Origin of the sequence: Synechococcus sp. CS-1333, from assembly GCF_025128015.1 — a bacterium.
Lineage (GTDB): Bacteria > Cyanobacteriota > Cyanobacteriia > PCC-6307 > Cyanobiaceae > MW101C3.
In genome coordinates this window covers 1-21,445 of record NZ_JAHLYO010000001.1, presented here as the reverse complement: position 1 = coordinate 21,445, position 21,445 = coordinate 1, and the positions used below count along the sequence as shown (strand labels likewise).

20 protein-coding genes are annotated in these 21,445 nt (G+C 68.3%); 14 read left to right on the top strand and 6 right to left on the bottom strand.

The window, feature by feature from the left end; all coding sequences use genetic code 11:
• The first annotated feature begins 3 nt into the window (after positions 1 to 3).
• The 3 genes from KQ303_RS00100 to murQ all read left to right on the top strand — a co-directional run bounded on the left by KQ303_RS00100 (position 4) and on the right by murQ (position 2,483).
• The gene (locus KQ303_RS00100) at positions 4 to 1,011 is read left to right on the top strand and encodes a DnaJ domain-containing protein (RefSeq protein ID WP_259728660.1); all 1,008 of its coding nucleotides are present in this window, start codon (positions 4 to 6) and stop codon (positions 1,009 to 1,011) included.
• A gap of 63 nt (positions 1,012 to 1,074) precedes the next feature.
• The gene (locus KQ303_RS00095; RefSeq protein WP_094510480.1) at positions 1,075 to 1,539 is read left to right on the top strand and encodes a DUF3110 domain-containing protein; all 465 of its coding nucleotides are present in this window, start codon (positions 1,075 to 1,077) and stop codon (positions 1,537 to 1,539) included.
• On the top strand, positions 1,536 to 2,483 hold the full coding sequence (gene murQ, locus KQ303_RS00090) for an N-acetylmuramic acid 6-phosphate etherase (protein WP_259728659.1): 948 nt from the start codon (positions 1,536 to 1,538) through the stop codon (positions 2,481 to 2,483). The genes KQ303_RS00095 and murQ overlap by 4 nt, the downstream gene beginning before the upstream one ends.
• Positions 2,484 to 2,516: 33 nt before the next feature.
• Here the strand turns inward: murQ and mtnP are convergent, their stop codons facing one another.
• On the bottom strand, positions 2,517 to 3,461 hold the full coding sequence (mtnP, locus tag KQ303_RS00085) for an S-methyl-5'-thioadenosine phosphorylase (RefSeq protein ID WP_259728658.1): 945 nt from the start codon (positions 3,459 to 3,461) through the stop codon (positions 2,517 to 2,519).
• Positions 3,462 to 3,550: 89 nt separating this feature from the next.
• On the opposite strand from mtnP, the gene KQ303_RS00080 reads away from it, so the two are divergent.
• Positions 3,551 to 3,991, top strand: coding sequence for a peptidylprolyl isomerase (locus KQ303_RS00080; protein ID WP_255100897.1), 441 nt, complete (start codon positions 3,551 to 3,553; stop codon positions 3,989 to 3,991).
• A 133-nt stretch (positions 3,992 to 4,124) separates the two neighbouring features.
• Here the strand turns inward: KQ303_RS00080 and ribBA are convergent, their stop codons facing one another.
• Positions 4,125 to 5,717: a bifunctional 3,4-dihydroxy-2-butanone-4-phosphate synthase/GTP cyclohydrolase II gene (gene ribBA / locus KQ303_RS00075; RefSeq protein WP_399232451.1), complete on the bottom strand. Its 1,593-nt coding sequence runs from the start codon at positions 5,715 to 5,717 to the stop codon at positions 4,125 to 4,127.
• 247 nt (positions 5,718 to 5,964) lie between these two features.
• On the opposite strand from ribBA, the gene argC reads away from it, so the two are divergent.
• Entirely contained in the window at positions 5,965 to 7,041 is a 1,077-nt protein-coding gene (gene argC, locus KQ303_RS00070; RefSeq protein WP_259728657.1) for an N-acetyl-gamma-glutamyl-phosphate reductase, read from the top strand.
• Here the strand turns inward: argC and purN are convergent.
• Positions 7,032 to 7,721, bottom strand: a complete 690-nt coding sequence (gene purN / locus KQ303_RS00065) for a phosphoribosylglycinamide formyltransferase (RefSeq protein WP_259728656.1) — start codon at positions 7,719 to 7,721, stop codon at positions 7,032 to 7,034. The two genes, argC and purN, sit on opposite strands and share 10 nt — an antisense overlap.
• Before the next feature lie 7 nt (positions 7,722 to 7,728).
• Between purN and KQ303_RS00060 the strand changes: the two genes are divergently transcribed.
• Genes KQ303_RS00060 through KQ303_RS00050 form a run of 3 tightly spaced genes read left to right on the top strand, consistent with a single transcriptional unit; the run spans position 7,729 to position 10,741 of the window.
• Positions 7,729 to 8,070, top strand: a complete 342-nt coding sequence (locus tag KQ303_RS00060; protein WP_259728655.1) for a DUF1257 domain-containing protein — start codon at positions 7,729 to 7,731, stop codon at positions 8,068 to 8,070.
• 14 nt (positions 8,071 to 8,084) lie between these two features.
• A complete protein-coding gene (locus KQ303_RS00055; RefSeq protein WP_259728676.1) occupies positions 8,085 to 9,812 on the top strand; it encodes a M61 family metallopeptidase in 1,728 nt (575 codons plus the stop codon).
• The gene (locus tag KQ303_RS00050; RefSeq protein ID WP_259728654.1) at positions 9,806 to 10,741 is read left to right on the top strand and encodes an N-acetylmuramoyl-L-alanine amidase; all 936 of its coding nucleotides are present in this window, start codon (positions 9,806 to 9,808) and stop codon (positions 10,739 to 10,741) included. Before KQ303_RS00055 ends, KQ303_RS00050 begins: the two co-directional genes overlap by 7 nt.
• 60 nt (positions 10,742 to 10,801) lie before the next feature.
• On the opposite strand, the gene KQ303_RS00045 is transcribed toward KQ303_RS00050, so the two are convergent.
• A complete protein-coding gene (locus KQ303_RS00045; protein ID WP_259728653.1) occupies positions 10,802 to 11,617 on the bottom strand; it encodes a helicase DnaB in 816 nt (271 codons plus the stop codon).
• A gap of 252 nt (positions 11,618 to 11,869) precedes the next feature.
• Between KQ303_RS00045 and KQ303_RS00040 the strand changes: the two genes are divergently transcribed.
• The 3 genes from KQ303_RS00040 (at position 11,870) to fghA (ending at position 15,616) form a co-directional block, all read left to right on the top strand.
• A complete protein-coding gene (locus KQ303_RS00040) occupies positions 11,870 to 13,471 on the top strand; it encodes a glucose-6-phosphate isomerase (RefSeq protein ID WP_259728652.1) in 1,602 nt (533 codons plus the stop codon).
• A gap of 47 nt (positions 13,472 to 13,518) precedes the next feature.
• Positions 13,519 to 14,637, top strand: coding sequence for an S-(hydroxymethyl)glutathione dehydrogenase/class III alcohol dehydrogenase (locus KQ303_RS00035; protein ID WP_399232433.1), 1,119 nt, complete (start codon positions 13,519 to 13,521; stop codon positions 14,635 to 14,637).
• A gap of 124 nt (positions 14,638 to 14,761) precedes the next feature.
• The gene (gene fghA / locus KQ303_RS00030; protein ID WP_259728651.1) at positions 14,762 to 15,616 is read left to right on the top strand and encodes an S-formylglutathione hydrolase; all 855 of its coding nucleotides are present in this window, start codon (positions 14,762 to 14,764) and stop codon (positions 15,614 to 15,616) included.
• Positions 15,617 to 15,644: 28 nt separating this feature from the next.
• Here the strand turns inward: fghA and leuS are convergent, their stop codons facing one another.
• Positions 15,645 to 18,341 carry a leucine--tRNA ligase gene (gene leuS, locus KQ303_RS00025; RefSeq protein WP_259728674.1) on the bottom strand — a complete coding sequence of 899 codons (2,697 nt, stop codon included), beginning with the start codon at positions 18,339 to 18,341 and terminating at the stop codon, positions 15,645 to 15,647.
• 110 nt (positions 18,342 to 18,451) lie between these two features.
• Entirely contained in the window at positions 18,452 to 18,673 is a 222-nt protein-coding gene (locus tag KQ303_RS00020; RefSeq protein WP_259728650.1) for an Hfq-related RNA-binding protein, read from the bottom strand.
• Between the two features lie 32 nt (positions 18,674 to 18,705).
• Here KQ303_RS00020 and dapF point away from each other — a divergent pair, with 32 nt between their 5' ends.
• The 3 genes from dapF to KQ303_RS00005 all read left to right on the top strand — a co-directional run bounded on the left by dapF (position 18,706) and on the right by KQ303_RS00005 (position 21,340).
• On the top strand, positions 18,706 to 19,857 hold the full coding sequence (gene dapF / locus KQ303_RS00015; protein ID WP_259728649.1) for a diaminopimelate epimerase: 1,152 nt from the start codon (positions 18,706 to 18,708) through the stop codon (positions 19,855 to 19,857).
• Positions 19,858 to 19,897: 40 nt separating this feature from the next.
• Positions 19,898 to 20,716: a DUF1995 family protein gene (locus KQ303_RS00010; protein WP_259728648.1), complete on the top strand. Its 819-nt coding sequence runs from the start codon at positions 19,898 to 19,900 to the stop codon at positions 20,714 to 20,716.
• Between the two features lie 96 nt (positions 20,717 to 20,812).
• The gene (locus KQ303_RS00005) at positions 20,813 to 21,340 is read left to right on the top strand and encodes a DUF4330 domain-containing protein (protein ID WP_094512836.1); all 528 of its coding nucleotides are present in this window, start codon (positions 20,813 to 20,815) and stop codon (positions 21,338 to 21,340) included.
• Positions 21,341 to 21,445: the final 105 nt, after the last annotated feature.

The following is a 21,445-nucleotide window of genomic DNA, read 5'->3' as shown; positions in this document are numbered from 1 at the left end:
TCGGTGACCCGCAGCGCCTCCCCCCCGGCGGCCATTGATTACTGGGCGACCCTGGGGCTAGAACCCGGTGCGGACGCCGCTGCCCTCAAGCGGGCGTTCCGCCAGCAGGCGCGCCGCTGGCACCCCGACCTCAATGGCAATGATCCCGTAGCCGAGGAACGCTTCAAGCGAGTCAATGAGGCCTACGCGGTGCTCAGTGACCCCAAGCGTCGCCAGGCCTGGGAACGGGGGCAGGAAGCCGGCGGGGCGCAGAGCGGCAGCCGTGATCGCTTCGCCAGGGGCTTCCCAGCATTTGAGGAGTACCTGGAGGCCCTGTTCGGTCGCACCACAACGGCTGCCAGCGACGACGTCGACGAGCCTGAGGACGGCCCGACCGGCCTCGCTGACGAGGAGCCGCCGGAACCGACCGCGGCGCCTGCTTCAGCGCCGGCCGGGCGCAGCCGCGAACATGGCGGCGGGCGGGTGACCCAGGCGCCAGCGTCTCCGCCGCCGGTGCAGGCCAGCGCTGATCTGGAAACCACCGTGGAGCTCACCCCGGAGCAGTCACTGGCCGGGGAACGACTGGAACTGTCCCTGCCCGACGGCACCGTTGTGGAGCTCTGGACCCCGCCGCTGGCCGGGGACGGCTGGCGCCTGCGGCTGGCCGGGGTGGCGCCCGGAGGGGCCGACCACTTCATCCAACTGCGGGTATGCACGCCTGAGGGTCTGCGCATCGATGGCCTGCGCGTGCTCTACACCCTGGATCTCTTCCCTCCCGCCGCCGCGCTCGGCTGCCGCGCCGTGGTGCCCACCCTGCAGGGCGATGTGCAGCTCACCGTGCCGCCTGGATCCTCCAGCGGACGTCTGCTGCGGCTGCGGGGCAGGGGGCTCGCCCACCGTGGGCAGCGTGGCGACCAGCTGGTGGAGATTCGGATCGTCGTCCCGGAGCAGCTCGATGACGCCGAGGCAGCGCTCTACCGGCGATTGGAGCAACTGGCCGAGCAGGCCGAAGCGGAAGCAGAAGCCGGCTGACCGGTGCCTGAGCTGACCACTGGCGCGGGGTGAGACACTGACCCCATGGCGTTGGAGCGCTCCATGACGGTCCATGTGTTGCTGTTTGACGCCGGCACAGACAACGAAGGCATCCATTCGCTTGAACTCGGCGGCCACACGGTGGTGCTGCTGTTCGAAGACCCCGACGACGCCGAACGCTACGCGGGCTTGCTGGAGGCCCAGGATTTCCCGCTGCCCTCGGTAGAGGCGCTGGAGCGGGAGGAGATGGAGCTGTTCTGCGCCCAGGCTGGCTACGAGGCACGCTTCGTGCCCACGGGCTTCCTGCCCCAGTCGCCGGAGGAGCGGCTGTGGATCTCGCCCCCGGAACGCAACATGGATGTGAGCAACTGGAACGAGGAGGCCAGCGGGACCAGCACTGCAGCAAGCGGTGCGGCAGAAACCACCGCCGGCCTGGTCTCCACCGACGACGGCGTGCCCGAAGCCGAGGCCTCAGCGGCCAGCGATGAACTGGAAGCCTTTCGACGCCGGCTTGAAGGCTTGCTATGAGCCAGTCCTCAGCCTTCGGCGTGGCCGCCGGTGACCGCGGTCACCTGCTCACCGAACAGCCGAATCCCGCCAGCAGCGCGCTGGATCAGCTGGAAACCCGCGCCATTGTTGAACTGTTCTGCGAAGAGGAGCGCTGCTCCCAGCTGGCGGTGGCCGCAGCGGCACCGGCGCTAAGCGCCGCCGTTGACGCGATCGTGGCCCGGCTGCGCGCAGGCGGCAGGCTTTTCTACCTGGGTGCCGGCACCTCCGGCCGCCTGGGTGTGCTGGATGCCGCCGAGTGCCCTCCCACCTTCTGCAGCCCGCCCGAGCTCGTGCAAGGGGTGCTCGCCGGTGGGGCGCCGGCCCTGCTGCGCAGCTCCGAAGGCCTGGAAGACCGCGCCGAAGCCGGGCAGACCGACCTGGAAGCCCGCGGTTTCTGCAGCGACGACGCGCTTGTGGGAATCGCCGCGGGGGGCACCACCCCCTACGTGCATGGCGCTCTCCTGCATGCGCGCAGCCTCAACGCCCTCACGATCGGCATGGCTTGTGTGCCCACCTCCCAGGCGCCGATGCCCTGCGACATCGACATCCGCCTGCTCACCGGCCCTGAGCTTGTGACCGGCTCCACCCGGCTCAAGGCCGGCACCGCCACCAAGATGGCCCTCAACATCCTCTCCACCGGCGTGATGGTGAAGCTGGGCAAGGTGCACGGCAACCGCATGGTGGATGTGGCGGTCACTAACAGCAAGCTGGAAGACCGGGCCCTGCGCATCCTGCGGGATCTGGCCGGGGTGGAGCGACCGCGCGGCATCCAGTTGCTCGAGGCAGCGGGCGGATCCGTTAAGCGGGCCCTGCTCATGGCGGTCACCGATCTGGATGCCGCAGCGGCGGCGGCGGCGCTCGATGCGGCCGGCGGTCACCTGCGGCCTGCTTTGGCCGCCCTCGGCGCCCAGCTCAGCCACTGAGCGCCCGGGGCGCCCCTTGGAGGGCAGGCTGATCTAGGCGGCAGCTTCGTCAGGCACGAAGGGGCCCCAGTAGGGAGCGGTGAACAGGTCAAGCTTTTCGCGCGTTTCGGCCGGCACCCGCTCCTTCGGCGTCATCAGGGCATTGCGCAGGGCGCTGTGGGCGCTGCTGGCGGGCCGTTGTGCGGCGATACGCTCGGCCGCCACCTTCACCACCTGCTGCGCCAGCTGTGCATTGGCGTGCAGGTTCTGGATCACCAGCTTCACGCTCACCGAGGCATGGTCGCTGTGCCAGCAGTCGTAATCGGTGACCATGGCCAGGGTGGCGTAGGCGATCTCCGCCTCCCGCGCCAGGCGGGCCTCGCTGTGGTTCGTCATGCCAATCACCGAGCAGCCCCAGCTGCGGTAGAGGTTGGATTCAGCGCGGGTGGAGAAGGCGGGGCCTTCCATGCAGAGGTAGGTGCCGCTGCGGTGCAACTGGCGGCCGGCCGGCATGAGGCTGTCGGCTACATCGGCCAGCAGGCGGCTGAGGCTGGGGCAGAAGGGATCGGCGATGCCCACGTGGGCCACGGCGCCGTTGCCGAAGAAGCTCAGCGGGCGTTGGTGGGTGCGATCGATGAACTGATCCGGCACCAGCATGTCGAGCGGGCGCAGCGGCTCCTGCAGTGACCCGACAGCCGAGCAGGAGAGAATCCAGCGCACGCCGAGCGAACGCAGGGCCCAGATGTTGGCCCGGTAGGGCACCTCGGTGGGGGTGAGGCTGTGATGGCGACCGTGGCGCGCCAGGAACACCACCTCGAGGCCGCCGAGCCGGCCCAGCCGCAGGCTGTCGGAAGGGGCTCCGAATGGGGTGTCGAGCGAGAGTTCCCGCACATCCTCCAGGCCCTCCATGGCGTAGAGGCCACTGCCGCCGAGGATGCCGAGCCGGGCACCGCCCAGGTCGTGACCGGAGCCGTTGGGAGCTGGAGCGGTGGCACTCATGACGTCAGGGGTGAGGGGGAATCCCCGAGCGGAGGGTGGGGCACTGTTCTACCTGAGAGTGGATAAAGTCCGTTTTTCCCGAGCCTGCCGTGACCAAAGCCCAGATGGAGACCGATGCCGGCATCGTGGAACTCGAGCTGTTCGACGCCGATGCCCCCGCAACGGTGGCCAACTTCGTGAAGCTGGCCGAAGCCGGTTTCTATGACGGCCTGGCCTTCCATCGCGTCATCGATGGCTTCATGGCTCAGGGCGGCTGCCCCAACACCCGACCCGGCGCAGCCGGCGCCCCCGGCACCGGTGGCCCTGGCTACAAGATCCCCTGTGAGATCAACAGCCGCAAGCACCAGGCCGGCACCCTTTCGATGGCCCACGCCGGCAAGAACACCGGCGGCAGCCAGTTTTTCCTGTGCCACGACGCCCAGCCGCACCTCGACGGGGTTCACACCGTGTTTGGCCAGGCAGCGAATCTGGATGTGGTGCTCGCCATCCGCAAGGGCACCAAGATCAACAAGGTGACGATCCTGGCCTGAACGCCTGTGGCCGGATCGGCCAGTCCGCCGGCCAACGACCTGGACGGATTGAGCGGTTCCAACCGGCGATCAGTAGCAAGCGCCGATCAGTGCCAAGCGCCGGTCGGTGCGGCCCCGTACTGATTGATCTGGCTCACTGCCAGCGCAGCAGCGAGCCGGGCTGGCGGGGCAGGGTGGGCCCGTCCTGGCGCAACTCCAGCAGTGGCCGCAGCTCCGGCTCCAGCGTGGCGCTGGGGTGGCTGCTGCGCTGGGCATCGGGGGTGAGCAGCAGGGTGATCGCCCTGCAGCCAGGCCATTCCGCCAGCAAGCCGAGCAAGGCCGTGAGATCGCCGCGACCGAGGGCGTGGCCGTCGGTGGAAGCCAGCAGCAGGGCGAGCTCCGGTTGCTGGAGCAGAGCCAGCAGCCGGGGATGCTCCTCCCGCCGCAGATCGAGGCTGCGCTGCTGGGCCCAGGCACGCAGCTGGGGCCAGTGCTCCGCTTCGGTGCGGGCGGGATCGTTGCCGCTGCCTTGCCAGGCCAGCACCGCGGTGAGGCCGAGGCTGGTGGGCTGGGGTGGCTCCAGGCCGGGGGGCTGCATCAGCAGATGGCCCAGCTTGAGGCGCTTGGTGCTCAGGTAGGCGGCGTTGTGCAGGCCCGCGTCCATCTCCAGCGGCACGCGGTCGTCGACCTGGAGGCCATAGCCACCCAGCCCGGCGATCTTGCGGGGGTTGTTGGTGATCAGCCGCAGCCGCTTCACCCCCAGATCGCTGAGGATCTGGGCGCCTACGCCGTAATTGCGCAGATCGGCGGGGAAACCCAGGCGCTCGTTGGCCTCCACGGTGTCGAGGCCGCCATCCTGCAGGCTGTAGGCCTTGAGCTTGTTGATCAGGCCGATGCCGCGCCCTTCCTGGCGCAGATACACCACGATACCTTCGCCGGCGTCTTCGATCATGCGCAGAGCGGCTTCCAGCTGGGGGCGGCAATCACAGCGCAGGGAACCGAAGGCATCCCCGGTGAGGCATTCCGAGTGCACCCGCACCAGCACCGACCCGGTGGCCCGTTCCGGGTGTCCCTTCACGATCGCCACGTGTTCGCTGCCGTCGTGTTCGTTGCGATAGCCGATCGCGCGGAAGGTACCGAAGGAGCTGGGCATCATGGCTTCCGCCTGACGCCGCACGAACCGTTCGGTGGTGAGGCGATAGCTGATCAGATCGGCGATGCTGATCAGCCGCAATCCGTGCTGGCGGGCATACGTCTGCAGTTGCGGCAGCCGGGCCATCGAGCCGTCGGGATTCTGGATCTCACAGATCACGCCGGCGGGATACAGCCCAGCCAGACGTGAAAGATCCACCGCCGCCTCGGTGTGGCCGGCACGCTTGAGCACGCCGCCACGCTTGGCCCGCAGCGGAAAGATATGGCCGGGCCGGCGCAGATCGTGGGGGCGGCTCTGGGGATGGATCGCCACCTGGATGGTGCGGGCCCGATCGTCGGCAGAGATGCCGGTGGACACGCCGTTCTCGGGGCCCGCGTCCACGCTCACGGTGAAGGCGGTCTGATTGCTGTCGGTGTTGCGATCCACCATCAGCGGCAGTTCCAGCGCATCGAGGCGCTCCCCTTCCATCGCCAGGCAGATCAGGCCCCGGGCTTCGGTGGCCATGAAGTTGATCTGTTCCGGCGTGGCGAACTGGGCCGCGCAGATCAGATCGCCTTCGTTTTCACGGTTTTCGTCATCCACTACCACCACCATCTCGCCGTTGCGAATGGCCGCCAAGGCATCCGCTACGGGATCAAACCGGATGGCCGCTTCTGCAGCATCGCCGCCTCCCACCTGCGCCGCTGGCGATGACGCCTCAACGCTGCCGCGATCGTGGAGTGGGTCGGAACGGAGAGCCAGGGGACGTGGGCCATCAACCTTCATTCTCCACCAGCACACCTGCGCACCGTGAAGAGATCGCAGGACGACCAGTACGCTTTCCCCTCCCAATTGCTACCGCATGGCTCCTACAGAACCAGCCCGGCGCGTGGCCGTGATCGGCGCCAGTGGCTATGGCGGTCTGCAGAGCCTGCGGCTGCTGCATGACCATCCCCACCTGGAGGTGACCTTTCTGGGTGGAGAACGCAGTGCCGGCAAGCGCTGGAATGCGATCACGCCGTTTCTGCCGCTGGCCAGGGATCTGGTGGTGCGCGTGCCTGAACCCGACGCCATCGCCGCGGAGGCCGACCTGGCGGTGCTCAGCCTGCCGAACGGCCTGGCCTCGCGTCTCGTGCCCGATCTGCTGGCGCGCGGGGTGAAGGTGGTGGATCTCTCCGCTGACTACCGCTACCGCTCCTTGAACCAGTGGAAAAGTGTGTATGCAGCGGAAGCCCAGGAGCATCCGCGCAACGACGACGCCCTTTGCGAAGAAGCGGTGTACGGCCTGGTGGAGTGGGAGCGGGAGGCGATCGCCGCTGCCCGGCTGGTGGCGGCCCCCGGCTGTTTCCCCACGGCCAGCCTGCTGGCGCTGATGCCGTTTCTCAGCCAGGGCCTGATTGAAACCAGCGGGATCATCATCGACGCCAAGACCGGCACCTCCGGCGGGGGCAGGGCCGCCAAGGAGAACCTGCTGCTGGCCGAGGCCGGCGAGGCGGTGGCGCCCTACGGCGTGGTGGGCCATCGCCACACCAGTGAGATCGAGGAATCAGCCAGCCGCGCGGCCGGTCAACCGATCCGGCTGCAGTTCACCCCCCACCTGATGCCGATGGTGCGCGGGCTGCTGGCCACCGTCTACGGCCGCCTGCGGGATCCCGGCCTCACCGCCGCCGACTGCACCACCCTGCTGCAGGCCGCCTACCGCCAGAGCCCCTGCGTGGAGGTGCTGCCGGTGGGCACCTACCCCTCCACCAAGTGGGTGCGGCAGACCAACCGGGCCCTGCTGTCGGTGCAGGTGGATGCGCGCACCAGCCAGCTGATCGTGATGTGCGCCATCGACAACCTGGTGAAGGGCCAGGCCGGACAGGGCGTTCAGTGCCTCAACCTGCTGGCGGGGCTGCCCGCCTGCACCGGCCTGCCGCTGCTGCCCTTCTATCCCTGAGCCTGCGCCAGCTGGGCTGAGCTGGCCTGCGACAGCCGCTCGGCGGCCAGTGCCACCGCCAGCGGCAGGATCCGATGCTCCTGCTGCTGGATGCGGGCCGCCAGGCGGGCATGGTCATCGCCGGGGCACACCGGCACGGCAGCCTGGGCCAGGATCGGACCCCCATCCACTTCGGCGGTCACCAGGTGGGCGCTGCAGCCCGCCAGGGTCACCCCTGCCGCCAGCGCCTGGCCGATCGCGTCGACACCGCGGAAACTGGGCAGCAAGGACGGGTGGATGTTCACCAGGCGCTGCGGAAAGGCCTTGATCAGCACGGGGGTGACGATCCGCATCCAGCCGGCCATCACCACCAGATCCACCTTTGCCTGCCCAAAGGCTTCGATCAGGGCGCCATCGAGCGCCTCCCGACTGCTGAAGCGACGGTGATCGAGCAGACGCCAGGAAATGCCCAGCCGCTCGGCACGCTCGATGGCCCCGCAGCCCGGCTGGTTCACCACCAGCAACTCCACGCTGGCGTTGAGGTCACCGTGGCGGCCACTGGCCACCAGCGCCTCGAAGTTCGAGCCGTGGCCTGAGGCCATCACTCCCAGCCGCAGCGGAGGATGCGCCGCCGGCCAGGGCTGTGACAACGGCCACTGGATGCCGGCATTCACGTCGCTATGGTCTGCCGCAGCAGGCATCGGGTTCATGTCCCACCTTTCCATCCTGCCAACGGTCGTGAGCGATCTCGATCACTTGGTCGCCAGCCTTGAGGAACTCGGTGCGAGCCCTCAAATCGATGGGGTGCTGCAGGGCTTCAACGACGAGCAGGTGCCGGTGGCTGTGAAGGTGCGTCTGGATGGCGCTGCACTCGGCTGGCAGCGCCAGCATGACGGCTCCCTGGCCGTGGTGGGGGATCTGCAACGGCTGAGCCGCTCCCTGGATGTGCAGCGTTTCCTGGCGGCGGTCACCCGCAGCTACGCCGCCCGCGTCGCCCTGGCCCAGGCGATGCGCGAGCTGCCCCAGGCTCACGTCCATCTCGCCGCCTGACGCCCTTGGATCCGGTGGAGCTCACGCTGGATCTGACGGCGTCTCGCCAGCATCTGATCCGCTGTCGGCTTCGCTTCACTCCCATCCACCAGGCCCTGGAGCTACACCTGCCGGTGTGGACACCGGGCTCCTACCTGCAGCGCGATTACGTGCGCCAGCTGCAGAACCTGGAGCTGGTACAAGCGGGAGCCGTGGTGCCGCTGGTGCGGCGCGAGCCGTCGGTGTGGACCGCCCAGCTCGAACCGCTCCTTCCGGTGGAGGTGAACTACGGCGCCATGGCCACCGAACTCACGGTGCGCACCTGCCACCTCGACGACGACCACGCCTGCCTGACCCTGGCCGCCCTGGCCCTGCAGGTGAACGGCGCACGCTGGACGCCGCACCACCTGCACCTGCTGCTGCCAGAGGGCTGGGAGCCGTTCGTGCCGCTGCCCTGTCTGGACGGACCGAGCGAACACCGCTGGATCGCAGCCAGCTTCGACCAGCTGGTGGACACCCCGGTGGAGGCAGGTCCGCACCGCTGGCATGGGTTCGAAGTGCACGGGGTGCCGCACCGCTGGGTGTGCTGGTCGGCGGTGGGGGGAGACCCCAATCCGCTGCTGGAGCGCTACCCACAACTGCTCGACGACGTGGCGGGGGTGTGCTCCGCCTGCTGCCGGCTGATGGGTGAAGCGGCTCCGGCCGCTGCTGACTACCTGTTTGTGCTGCACCTGCTGGAGCGGGGCTTCGGCGGCCTCGAGCACGACAACGCCACCGTGCTGCAGTACGGCCTGGAGGAGCTGGCCAAGCCCGGCGGCTACCGCAGGTTTCTCCAACTGGTGGGCCATGAATACCTGCACCAATGGAACGTGCGGCGACTGCGGCCAGCGGAGCTCACCCCGATCGACTACGACCGCCCGATGGTCGTGCCCACCCTCTGGTTCGCCGAGGGGGTGACCAGCTACTACGACCAGTTTCTGCCGCGGCTCGCCGGCATCGGCACCGACACTGACCTGTGGGACGACCTGGGCGCTGAGCTCAGCCGCTACCTGCTCACTCCCGGCCGCCTGCTCGGCCAGACCCTGCGCCAAAGCAGCCAGGAAGCCTGGGTGAAGCTCTACCGGCAGGACGCCTACAGCGGAGACAATCAGATCAGTTACTACCTCAAAGGTGCCGTCGTGGCCCTGGTGCTGGATCTGCAGCTGCGCCTGGCCGGTTCGTGCCTGGCCGCCGTGCTGCGCGCGCTCTGGCAGACGCACGGCCGCTGGCGGCGGGGCTACAGCGAAGCCGATCTGATCGAGGCTTTTGCCGCGCAGCTGCCTGAACTGCGCAAGCAACTGCCGGCCTGGCTGGAGGGGCAGGAGGACCCGCCCCTGCACGAGGCCCTGCACAGCGTGGGCTTGGTGCTGGTGCCGCACAAGGACACCGCTCCCTTCACCGGCCTGGCCTGCAGCACGTCCAGTTCGAGCCTGAGCGTTCAGAAGGTGGCGCGCCACAGCCCGGCGGAAGCGGCGGGCCTGTGCGTGGCGGACGAGCTGATAGCCCTGGATGGCTGGCGGCTGCACACGCCCAGCGATCTCCCGCACCGGTGGCAGGAAGGCCGCAGGCACAGCCTCACGATCGGGCGGCACGGCAGGCTGCGTTGTATTTCTCTGCAGCCCACAGCGCCGGCGGTGCAGAGCTGGAGACTGCAGCCGGATCCCGACGGCCCGGCGGCGGCCTTGGCCCTGCGCACGCAATGGTTGCAGTTGGTTCCATGCTGAACCACGTCCGCGGACTGGTGGTGCGCGCCCGCCAGCTGGCGCCCGAGCGGGGCGGGGCGGTGGCGCTGGCTGCTGTAGCCGTGCTGGGCCTCGGTGGCCTGGGCTGGCTGGGGCGCGAGATCTCCGCCAGCAACCCCTCCGACGCCAGCCCCTCCCTGCTGGAGCTGCTCGAGCAGGTAGGGGCCCCCCGTTCCGGGTCCTCGGCCCCGGCCGCCACGCCGTCGCTCAATGCCCGCCCAGCCCCCACGCCACCGGCCCACGACCGCTGGGTGAGCCCTCTGAAGCGCCAATGCACGGCCGATCCGGCGCTGAGCCGTCGCCTGGAGGCGAAGGTGGCCGCACTGCCGCTGGAGATGGAGCGCCTCACCATCGATCCCACCAACTACGGCAGCCGCTTCCGCAGCGATGCGTTCGGCAATCCGGTGGACCCCACACCTCGCGTGGTGGTCCTGCACGAAACGGTCTACGGCATGCAATCGGCGGTGCAGACCTTCCTTACCCCCCACCCCCGCGACGAAGACCAGGTGAGCTACCACCTGATGATCGGGGAGAACGGGCAGGTGGTGCAGGCGCTCGATCCTGCTTATCGTGCTTTCGGCGCTGGCAACTCCGCCTTCAACGGCCAGTGGGTGATGACCAACCCGGATGTTGGGGGGTCGGTGAACAACTTCGCCCTGCACCTGAGCCTGGAAACACCGCTCGATGGTGAGGATGCCGACGCGGAGCACAGTGGCTACAGCAACGACCAGTACGACGCTTTGGCGGTGGTGCTGACCGACTGGATGCGCCGTTTCGGCATCCCTCCCCAGAACATCACCACCCACCGGTATGTGGATCTGGGGGGTGAACGGGCAGATCCCCGCAGCTTCAGATGGTCGGAACTGCAGACGCGTCTCGCAGCCCTCGGCATGCTTTGCAAGTCCGACTGACGGATGCCTACCTGGCGTTACGAACAGCTCTGGGACCGACGCTCCAATGGCGTCTGCGCCTCAAATCAGCGGAGAAAACTGTGGCTTGCGCTCGCCGTAGATGAGCGCGTGGAGAGCGGGATCCTGCATGTAGCTCAGGATGCGGGCGGGGTAATCCAGCTTGCCGTTGTGGAGGTAGGCCAGGGTGGCGAGCGCCTTGGCATCGCGGGGACCAGCGCTGGCTTGCAGGAGGCGGTCGGTGGGGAATCCCAGCAGGATGGAGAGGCGGTGAAACTTACCCACCAGCAGCTGCACATTCCGCTCGGGGACCAGCAGCTCACGCCGGGCGGCAGCCCGTTCCTCGGGGCTGGCATCGGCAGGCAGCAAGCCCTGATGCACGAACTCATCGACCCCCAGCTGGGCAGGCCCGTGGGTCTTGAAGAGGCCGGAATCGGCCGCCATCGGCAGATCTTCACCGGGTTTCGCCCGCTGAATCTCGTCGAAAAGCACGGCGGCAACGAGCATCGGGTTCACGCCGAGCCGACGTGACTCGCTCACGATCACCGGCCTCAGCTCCTCAATGCGGCTGACCGTGTGGGCACGCAGCGGGGTGAGCTGATCCAGGCCGTGGGTGAGCAACTGGGCCAGCTTCGGCTGGGGACCATGCACGCCGAAACGTCGCTGCAGCTCACGCAGCTCTTCAGGGGTGAAATCGACCGGATTCGCCCGCAGACCCTGCATCGCCAGCTTGGCGGGTTTGCCGCTGCGGGCATTGAGACTGGTGCTGAGGGCAGCTTCGTGCAGCTTGAGCAACGAGGCAGCATCGGGGTGGCGAACGGTGGCCACCTGGGCATTGATCAGGCCGAGGGCGAGGACCCAGCTGGAGGCTCGCAGCAACGCCGGTGTGCGAAGGGAGCCAAGCGGAATGCGTAGCTTCAAGGCAGCCTTCAAACCGGGTTTTGGAGTCAATTGTTAAATAAACTCTACCGTCGTCCACTGGCTGCTCCCGCACCTTGGGCCGTTTGTGTGGCCGTCCATACAATTACGCCGCTTGCGTGTTCCGGCTCACGGCGATGGGCTGTGTCACGGTTCAGAGGGCGATTCCACCGATAGGTTCATCGCCAGAACCTGTCACTTCCACCAGGGCGCATGACCACGTTTCCAGACTTCAAGCCGCAGCCTTCGGCGGAACAGTGGCAACGGTTCTGTTCGCTGCTCTGGCACCACGAAGGGCTGGGGATGTGGCTGGATGTGAGCCGTATGGCAGTGGGGCCTCAACATTTCGAGGAGCTGGCCCCCGCCTTCACCTCCGCGTTCGCGGCCATGGCCACGCTGGAGGCCGGAGCCATCGCGAACCCGGATGAAGGACGCCAGGTGGGTCACTACTGGCTGCGGGCGCCGCAGCTGGCGCCCGAGCCAGGAATCGGCGCCCACGTCCGCCAGGAGATCGACGGCATTGAAGCCTTCGCCCAGCAGGTGCTCTCCGGTGAGATCCAGCCGCCGGGCCTGGCGCCCTTCACCGATGTGCTGTGGATCGGCATCGGCGGTTCCGGCCTCGGCCCGCTGCTGATCCTGCGGGCGTTGCAGCAGCAGGGTCAGGGCCTGCCCTTTCACTTCTTCGACAACGTCGATCCGCAGGGATTCAGCCGCACCCTGGCCGGCCTCGGCGAGCGGCTGCGCACCACCTTGATGGTGGTGGTGAGTAAATCGGGCGGCACGCCGGAGCCGCGGCTTGGCATGGAGCAGGCGCGGGCCCGGCTGGAAGCGCTGGGCGGCAGCTGGGCCGATCAGGCGGTGGCGGTCACGATGGCGGGCAGCCAGCTCGACCGGCTGGCAGTGGAGGAGCGCTGGCTCCGCCGTTTCGACATGTTCGATTGGGTGGGCGGCCGCACCAGCATCACCAGCGCCGTGGGCTTGCTGCCGGCCGCATTGATCCAGGCAGATCTGCGCGGCTTCCTGGCCGGTGCCGCTGAGATGGATGAGGCCACCCGGGTGCCCGAGCTCACCGCCAACCCGGCAGCATTGATGGCTGCGGCCTGGTATGTGGCGGGCAACGGCAAGGGCCACCGCGACATGGTGGTGCTGCCCTACCGCGACCGCCTCGAGGTGTTCAGCCGCTACCTGCAGCAGCTGGTGATGGAGTCGCTGGGGAAACGGCTCGACCGCAACGGTGAACCCGCCTACCAGGGCATCGCCGTCTACGGCAACAAGGGATCCACCGACCAGCACGCCTACGTCCAGCAACTCCGCGACGGCATCGACAACTTCTTCGTCACCTTCATCGAGGTGCTGGAAGATCCCACCGATGTGCCGCCGCTGCACGGGGAACATCCCGGTGACTACCTGGACGGCTTCCTGCAGGGCACCCGCGCTGCCCTATCGGAAGGCGGGCGGCAGAGCATCACGCTCAGCATGCGGCGCTTCGATGCCCGCCTGCTGGGCGCCCTGGTGGCGCTGTTCGAACGCGCTGTGGGGCTCTACGCGGAGCTTGTGAACATCAACGCTTACGACCAGCCGGGCGTGGAGGCGGGCAAGAAGGCGGCCGCCGTGATCCTGGATCTGCAGAGCCGGCTGGAAGCACTGCTGGCCGATGGCGAACCCCACGATCTGGCCAGCCTTCAGGGGCAGCTCAGCATCGACAGCCCCGAGCCCCTGTTCTGGATCCTGCGCCACCTCTGCGGCAATCCCCGCGGCTATGTGGCCAGCGGCGATTGGGGCACGCCCTCCTCCCTGGTGTTTCGCCGCTCCTGAGCCGGAGCCTCTGGGGGCAGGATGGGGCTGGTTTCGGGGGGCAGTCCATGATCCGTTCACGTGCGGCGGTGGCCTGGGCGGCCGGTCAGCCCCTGGAGATCACCACGATCGACGTGGCACCGCCACGAGCGGGAGAGGTGCTGGTGCGGATCGTGGCCACAGGCGTGTGCCACACCGATGCCTTCACCCTCTCCGGCAGCGATCCGGAAGGGATTTTTCCCGCAGTGCTTGGCCACGAAGGCGCCGGTGTGGTGGAGGCCGTGGGGCCGGAGGTGAGCTCTCTGGCGGTGGGGGATCACGTGATTCCGCTTTATACGCCGGAATGCCGCAGCTGCAGCTTCTGCCTGTCCGGCAAGACCAACCTCTGCCAGGCGATCCGCGGCACCCAGGGACGGGGCCTGATGCCCGATGGCACCAGCCGCTTCTCCAAGGACGGCCAGACCATTCATCACTACATGGGCACCTCCACGTTCTCGGAATACACGGTGGTGCCGGAAATCGCCCTGGCGACAATCAACCGCGACGCCCCGCTCGACAAGGTGTGCCTGCTGGGCTGCGGCGTCACCACCGGCATCGGCGCAGTGCTGAACACCGCCAAGGTGGAGGCGGGCAGCACGGTGGCCGTGTTCGGCCTCGGTGGCATCGGTCTGGCGGTGGTGATCGGCGCGGTGATGGCCGGAGCGGCGCGGATCATCGGCATCGACACCAATCCCGACAAGTTCGCGATCGCCCGCCAGCTCGGTGCCACCGAGTGCATCAATCCGAAAGACAGCACCACCCCGATCGAGCAGGTGGTAATCGAGCGCACCGATGGAGGCGTGGATTATTCCTTCGAGTGCATCGGCAACGTGGCGGTGATGCGCGCCGCCCTTGAGTGCTGCCACAAGGGCTGGGGTGAATCCACGATCATCGGTGTGGCCGGCGCCGGCCAGGAGATCTCCACCCGTCCGTTCCAGCTGGTGACCGGCAGGGTATGGCGGGGGTCGGCCTTCGGCGGCGTGCGCGGCCGCACGGAATTGCCCGGCTACGTGGAGCGTTACCAGAGGGGCGAGATCCCGCTTGACACCTTCATCACCCACACCATGGGGCTGGATCGCATCAACGAAGCCTTCGATCTGATGCACGCCGGAACCAGCATCCGCACGGTGATTGATTTCGCCGGTTGAACCTGGGGGCATACCGCGCCACCCCGATCGACGGCCGCTCTGGCCTCAGCACAGGCGTTCCGGCATCGTCACTGGCCATCGGCAGCCCAGCACCGATCCGTCCCCTTCTGCGGCGTTTTCGTCCATGAGCGACTCCCTTCTCGAAGCCATCAGTGAAAGCCGGTGCTTCGGTGGCGCACAACGCCGCTACCGCCATCGCTCCAGCGTGCTGGGGTGCAGCATGCATGTGTCGGTGTTTCTGCCCCCGCAGGCGCTCGCCGGCGCCCGGGTGCCGGCCCTCTACTGGCTCTCGGGGCTCACCTGCACCGATGAGACCATGATGCAGAAGGCGGGCGCGCAGCGGCTGGCAGGCGCCCTTGGCCTGGCCCTGGTGGCCTCCGACACCAGCCCCCGGGGGGAGGGCGTGCCCGATGACCCCGACGGCGCCTGGGATTTCGGCCTGGGGGCAGGCTTCTACCTGAATGCCAGCGAAGCCCCCTGGGTCACCCACTACCGCATGCACGACTACGTGGTGGCGGAGCTGCCCGCCCTGCTGGAGAGTGCCTTGCCGCTCAACGAGCGGCGCGGAGTGAGCGGCCATTCGATGGGCGGCCACGGGGCCCTGATCTGTGCCCTGCGCAACCCGGGTCGCTATCGCTCGGTGTCGGCGTTCGCGCCGATCGCTCAGCCCAGCACCTGCCCCTGGGGGGAGAAAGCCTTCAGCCGCTACCTGGGCCCTGAGCGTGGCAGCTGGGCCGCCTGGGAGGCCTGCAGCCTGATCGCCCAGGCCAGCGAGCGCTTGCCGTTGCTGGTGGATCAGGGCAGCGCCGACCCGTTCCTCGACCAGCAGCTGAAGCCCGATCGGCTGCGCAGCGCCGCTGCCGCCGCCGGCCACCCACTGGAGCTGCGGTTACAGCCCGGCTACGACCACAGCTACTTCTTCATCGCCAGCTTCATCGACGACCACCTGCGCCACCACGCCGCCGCCCTGCTGGCCTGAATGGGGCAAGGGCGCAGGGGAGCAAGGTTCAGGGCACCAGGTTCACGAGCTTGCCGGGCACCACGATCACGCGGCGTGGCGGTTGGCCGTCCAGCCACTTGCGGGCGATGTCGCTGTCGAGGGCCAGGCGCTCGAGGGCGGCGGCATCGGCATCGGCGGGCACATCGAGGCTGCCCCGCACCTTGCCTTTCACCTGGATCACCAGGGCGATGGTGTCCTGCACCAGGGCAGCGGGATCCAGCTCGGGCCAACCCTGCCGGTGCACGCTGCCGGCCCCGCCCAGCTGCTCCCACAGCTCCGCGGCCAGGTGAGGGGCGAAGGGCGCGAGCAGCACCAGCAGGGTGCGCACCGCCTCCTCGGCCACCGGTGCCGAGACAGCCTCCAGGTGAGTGCCCATGGCATTGCTGAGCTTCATCAACTCCGACACGGCGGTGTTGAACTGATAGCGCCCGTCGGCCAGGTCATCGCTGATCGCAGCGATCGCCGCATGCACGCAACGGCGCAGCTCCCGGTCGCTCTCGGAGGCATCAGCCGCGGCGCCAGGATCGGCGCTGGCAGTGACCGTGGCCGCCATCGACACGCCACGGCTGCGGGCGCCCTGAACCTGCCGCCACACCCGCTGCAGGAAACGGAACTGGCCCTCCACGTCGGCGTCATCCCATTCCAGATCCTTTTCCGGCGGGGCTTTGAACAGGATGAACATGCGGGCGGTGTCGGCGCCGTAGCGATCGATCACGGCCGCGGGATCCACGCCGTTATGCTTCGACTTCGACATCTTCTCGAAGAACACCTCCAGCCGATCGCCGTTGATCGGATCGCGGGGATCATCGGCATCGGCCACATCGGCCGGAGCGATGTATTTGCCGGTGTGCGGATTCTTATAGGTGAGGCTCTGCACCATGCCCTGGGTGAGCAGGCGCTGGAAGGGTTCATCGAAGCTGAGCAGGCCGCGGTCGCGCAGCACTTTGGTGAAGAATCGGGAATAGAGAAGATGCAGGATCGCGTGCTCGATCCCGCCCACGTACTGGTTCACCGGCAGCCACTGATCGGCGGTCGCCTTGGCGAACGGTAGTGATTCGTTGTGAGGATCACTGAAGCGGAGGTAATACCACGAGGAACACATGAAGGTGTCCATCGTGTCGGTTTCGCGCTGGGCAGGGCGGCCGCAGCTGGGGCACGGCACGTTGACCCAGTCGTGCAACTGGGCGAGCGGTGAGGCTCCCTTGCCACTGAAGGCGACACCGCGGGGCAGCTCCACCGGCAAATGCTCGGCCGGCACCGGCACCACGCCGCAATGGTCGCAGTGCACCACCGGAATCGGGCAGCCCCAGTAGCGCTGGCGGGAGATCAGCCAGTCGCGCAGGCGGAACTGCACCCGGGCGCGGCCCCAGCCTTGTGCTTCCGCATGGGCCACGATCGCGGCCTTCGCCTGCCCCGATGGCTGCCCGTCGAACGGCCCGGAATGGATCAGCACACCGGGCTCGGTCCAGGCGGTGCCGTCCCAGTCGTGTTCATCGGCTCCCTCCGGCACGATCACCCGCCGCACGGGCAGTTCGTACTGGCGGGCGAAGACGAAATCACGCGGGTCGTGGGCCGGTACGCCCATCACGGCACCGGTGCCGTAATCGGCCAGCACGTAATCAGCGATCCAGAGCGGAATCGCCTCCCCCGTGAACGGGTGGCGCACCGAACGGCCGAGCGGCACGCCCCGCTTGGGCCGGTCGTCGGCCAGCCGCTCTTGCTCGCTCTGCAGCCCCACCCGCTCGCAGAACACACGCACCGCGTCCTCATGCTCGGGCGCGGTGAGCGTGGCCACCAGCGGATGCTCGGGCGCCAGCACCAGATAGCTCACCCCGTAGACCGTGTCCGGACGGGTGGTGAACACCGTGATGGTGGTGTCCTGGGTGGTGCCGTCCGGCGCCAGCACGGGAAACTCCAGCTCTGCCCCCACCGAGCGGCCGATCCAGTTGGCCTGCATCGTGCGCACCCGCTCCGGCCAGCCCTGCAGCTGGGGCAGGTCGTCGAGCAGGGCATCGGCGTAGGCGGTGATGCGCAGGAACCACTGCCGCAATTGCCGCCTTTCCACCCGCGCGCCGGATCGCCAGGAGCGGCCGTCCCCATCCACCTGCTCATTGGCGAGCACGGTCTGATCGACCGGATCCCAGTTGACGGTGGCCTCCTTGCGGTAGGCCAGGCCGGCATCGAGAAACTGCAGGAACAACCACTGGGTCCAGCGGTAGTAGTCGGTGTGGCAGGTGGCCAGCTCACGGCTCCAGTCGATCGACAGACCGAGGCGCTGCAACTGCTGACGCATCTGGGCGATGTTTCGATCGGTCCAGTCACCGGGGTCGATGCCCCGTTCGATCGCGGCGTTCTCAGCCGGCAGACCGAAGGCATCCCAGCCCATCGGATGCAGCACCCTGCGCCCCCGCTGGCGCTGCACGCGGGCGATCACATCGGTGATGACGTAGTTGCGCACATGGCCCATGTGCAGATTCCCCGAGGGGTAGGGGAACATCGAAAGGGCGTAGAAGGTCTGCTCCGTCGCCGCGGGGGCGTCGGCAGACGTCGGGCCAGGGTCTGGCGTGGCATCCAGCCCCTCGGCCTGCCAGCGGGCCTGCCAGCGGCTCTCGATCGCCGCGGGCTGGTAGCGACCCGCCTCTGGAGCGGTGGCGCGGCCGCTCTCGGCTACAGGGGACGTATCGGTGGGGCCGGTCTCGGCGATGACCTTCTCGGACACGAGCTTCTCGGGCACGACGGACTTGGCGGCGGCCGCAGGGATCAGCCGTTCACTCTCACGCCCGATCGTGCCACAGACGTTTCCGGCGCCTCGGGTCAGGGCGTGGAGCGGATCGACACCACCATGCGGCGATTGATCAGAACCGGGTCGCCCTCGTGTTCACCGCGCAGAGCCAGGAATTCGGGGTCTTGCCAGAGCAACGAGCCGGTGACCTGCACGGAATCCACCAGCAGCAGTTCCAGCTGGTTGCGGCCCCGGATCCAGTGCTGCAGCTGGCGTACGCCCGGGAGGCTCGAATCAAGGGTGGTGATCTCCATAAGATCAGACTCAGGCCTGCTGGGAGAACGGGATGCTGGCGTTCAGCAAGTATCAGGGATTGGGCAACGATTTTCTGTTGCTCGACGGTCGCAACGCCACCACCGTTGATTTCTGTTTTGATCTCACCCCAGAACGGGTGAGCCTGCTCTGCGACCGCCGCTTCGGTGTGGGCGGCGACGGGGTGATCCTGGCGCTCCCGCCCGAGAACGATGGAGAACTGCGCATGCGCATCTTCAACGCGGACGGCACCGAGCCTGAGATGTGCGGCAATGGCATCCGTTGCCTGGCCCGCTTCCTGGCCGACAGCGACGGCGATGCACCGGGCCGCCGCTGGGTGGTGGAAACGCTGGCCGGCCTGATCGTGCCGGAGCTGCTGGCCGATGGCTCCGTGCGTGTCGACATGGGCACGCCGTTCCTGGTGCCTGAGCAGGTGCCCACCACCCTGGCGATCGGTTCGGCCGGCCTGCCCCAGGGGGAACTGAGCGTGGCGGGCGAGAGCTTCACGGTGGCCGCCGCCGGCATGGGCAACCCGCACGTGGTGCTGCCGGTGGAGGCGGTGGCAGCGGTGGATCTGGAACGGCTCGGCCCGCTGCTGGAGTGCCACCCGGCCTTCCCCGCCCGCACCAACGTGCACTTCGTGGAAGCGATCAGCCCCAGCCATCTGGTGATGCGGGTCTGGGAGCGGGGGGCCGGGCCCACCCTCGCCTGCGGGACCGGCGCCTGCGCCACCCTCGTGGCCAGCCATCGCCTCGGCCTGTGCGAACGATCGGCCCGCGTCGATCTGCCCGGCGGCACCCTCTGGATCGACTGGGACACCAGTTCGGACCACCTGTTCATGAGCGGGCCGGCAGAGCCGGTGTTCGACGGGGTGCTGGCGCCGGAGCTGTTCGGTGAGCTTGCTCCCGATGTGCCTGCAGCGCCTGAGTGGGCGGAGGAGAGCGATGGTGGCACCAGCCCTTTGGGCGCAGCAACGGATCTGAACGAGGAGGCCCCTGCCGATCCAGCCGTCAACTGCGCAGTGGAATGCACCAGCGGCTGTCAGCGACCGGACAACTGCCCCAATGCGGCGGCGCGGGCCCGGGTGGAGGCCCTGCTCAACAGCCGCTCACTCGATGATCTGGTGACCCTGGCCAGCAACTCCCTGGAGGCGCGCACGCGACAACGGCTGGAACGGGAGGGCTGAGGGACCTGAGTAGGGTCGGCGCGCCCGCCACCGATTCAGCGTGCTTCCTCCCGATCTGCTCAGCGCCGAAGCCCAGGCCATGGAGGGCTTGAACGCCGCCCTGGCGGAGAGCGCCAACGGCCGCTGGACCCTGGAGTTCCGCTTTGAAGGGTTGCGTCTGCTGCCAGTGGTGCTGCGGCTCGGCCAGGCCCTGCAGGCGCAGGAACGGCAGTTCCGCCTGGTGTTCCCCGATGCGGGTGCCACTGCCCTGGCCCAGCGCGACGCCCCTGATCTGGCCGCCCGCACCGGCAGCCTGAAGGACCAGGAGCGGTTGAACGCCGCCGCCGCTGATCCTGTGGCTGCTGCTGGAGCTGGGGCTCCGGCAGAGCCTTTGGATTCAGACGTCGCCGGCGCAGAGGCTGGGGATTCCAGCGCCCCTCAGGGCCCTGCCGGCGACGCAACGAGCGATGCCGCCCCAGGCGACACCCTGCTGCTGCTGGTGGCACCAGGCCCGTCGGACTACGACGCGGTCGAGCGCCTCTGCCTGAACCATCGCGGCGGGGTGGTGCTGCTCAACGGCAGCCTCGAGGATGCGGCCGTTGGGATCGGTAGCGTGGCGCGGGAGCGGCGGCGAGGCTTCCTCTCCACCTGGCGCAGTGCCTATGCCCTGCTACCCCTGCCCGAGGGCGCCCTGCGCCGCTGCTTCCCCGGCCCGTGGGAGTTGTACCGCAACGACCCCGATGGCCACCGCCTGGTGGAGACCTTCGAGCAGAAGCCCGATGCGGAGCAGGTGGCGGAAACGCTCAGCCCCGGACAGGCGGCCACAGTGGCGGGCGGTTTGCAGGCCCTCGATCGCTTTCTCGGCAGTCTGAGGAACTGACGGCCTGCGGCCGCACCGATGTGCGAATTCAGGAGCTCCACCCCCCTGGTGGCACCTGGTCAGGCTCCTTAAGCTTGCGTGTCTGAACGTTGCGCCATGGCCGCCGAGCCCCAAACCACCCGCCGCTCCTGGAGTCTGGTGGACGTCGGAGCCGCCGCCGCCGTGCTGATGGCCCTGGCCGGGGTGATCTGGAGCCCGAAGCTCAGCGGTGCGGTGGCGGAAGCCACCGGCGCCATGCAGCCGGTCACGGTGATGGTGGATGTGCGAGGAGCCTCGGTGGCGGATCCCCAGGCCCTGATCCGCTCGATCCGCAACGACGGTGAGGTGAGCATCGTGATCCGCAACCAACCCCACGGCACGGTGAAGCTGCAGGAGCTGGTGCCGCTGCAGCGCCGCCTCGTGGCGGTCCAGCCCGACGGACGGGTGGTGACCGCCATCGACCCCAACCAGGCCGTGTTCGGTTCGCTTGATGCCCGCTTCGTACTTGAGGGCAAAGGGCGCAAGACCAGCGGCGGCGTGGTGTTCGGCAACCAGAACCTCAAGATCGGCGCCCCTGTGGAGCTTGAGGGCCGTGACTTCCGCATCGGCGGCACGGTGTCGGGTCTGAAACTCGGAGTCAGCTGACATGACACGTTCCGCTCAGAAGCTCAGCCGCCTCGGCCTCAGCCTCGGGCTGGCGCTGGCCACCTGCGCTCCGGCCATGGCCATGCCGATGGCGAGCCTGCCGGC

What these genes read in the sequence shown, in the direction of transcription:
- murQ (WP_259728659.1), top strand. Translation starts at nt 1,536, where the DNA reads ATGAGCCAGTCCTCAGCCTTCGGCGTGGCCGCCGGTGACCGCGGTCAC.
- mtnP (WP_259728658.1), bottom strand. Translation starts at nt 3,461, where the DNA reads ATGAGTGCCACCGCTCCAGCTCCCAACGGCTCCGGTCACGACCTGGGC.
- KQ303_RS00095 (WP_094510480.1), top strand. Translation starts at nt 1,075, where the DNA reads ATGACGGTCCATGTGTTGCTGTTTGACGCCGGCACAGACAACGAAGGC.
- purN (WP_259728656.1), bottom strand. Translation starts at nt 7,721, where the DNA reads ATGCCTGCTGCGGCAGACCATAGCGACGTGAATGCCGGCATCCAGTGG.
- fghA (WP_259728651.1), top strand. Translation starts at nt 14,762, where the DNA reads ATGAGCGACTCCCTTCTCGAAGCCATCAGTGAAAGCCGGTGCTTCGGT.
- KQ303_RS00020 (WP_259728650.1), bottom strand. Translation starts at nt 18,673, where the DNA reads ATGGAGATCACCACCCTTGATTCGAGCCTCCCGGGCGTACGCCAGCTG.
- KQ303_RS00035 (WP_399232433.1), top strand. Translation starts at nt 13,519, where the DNA reads ATGATCCGTTCACGTGCGGCGGTGGCCTGGGCGGCCGGTCAGCCCCTG.
- argC (WP_259728657.1), top strand. Translation starts at nt 5,965, where the DNA reads ATGGCTCCTACAGAACCAGCCCGGCGCGTGGCCGTGATCGGCGCCAGT.
- KQ303_RS00005 (WP_094512836.1), top strand. Translation starts at nt 20,813, where the DNA reads ATGGCCGCCGAGCCCCAAACCACCCGCCGCTCCTGGAGTCTGGTGGAC.
- KQ303_RS00050 (WP_259728654.1), top strand. Translation starts at nt 9,806, where the DNA reads ATGCTGAACCACGTCCGCGGACTGGTGGTGCGCGCCCGCCAGCTGGCG.
- dapF (WP_259728649.1), top strand. Translation starts at nt 18,706, where the DNA reads ATGCTGGCGTTCAGCAAGTATCAGGGATTGGGCAACGATTTTCTGTTG.
- KQ303_RS00060 (WP_259728655.1), top strand. Translation starts at nt 7,729, where the DNA reads ATGTCCCACCTTTCCATCCTGCCAACGGTCGTGAGCGATCTCGATCAC.
- ribBA (WP_399232451.1), bottom strand. Translation starts at nt 5,717, where the DNA reads ATGGTGGTGGTAGTGGATGACGAAAACCGTGAAAACGAAGGCGATCTG.
- KQ303_RS00040 (WP_259728652.1), top strand. Translation starts at nt 11,870, where the DNA reads ATGACCACGTTTCCAGACTTCAAGCCGCAGCCTTCGGCGGAACAGTGG.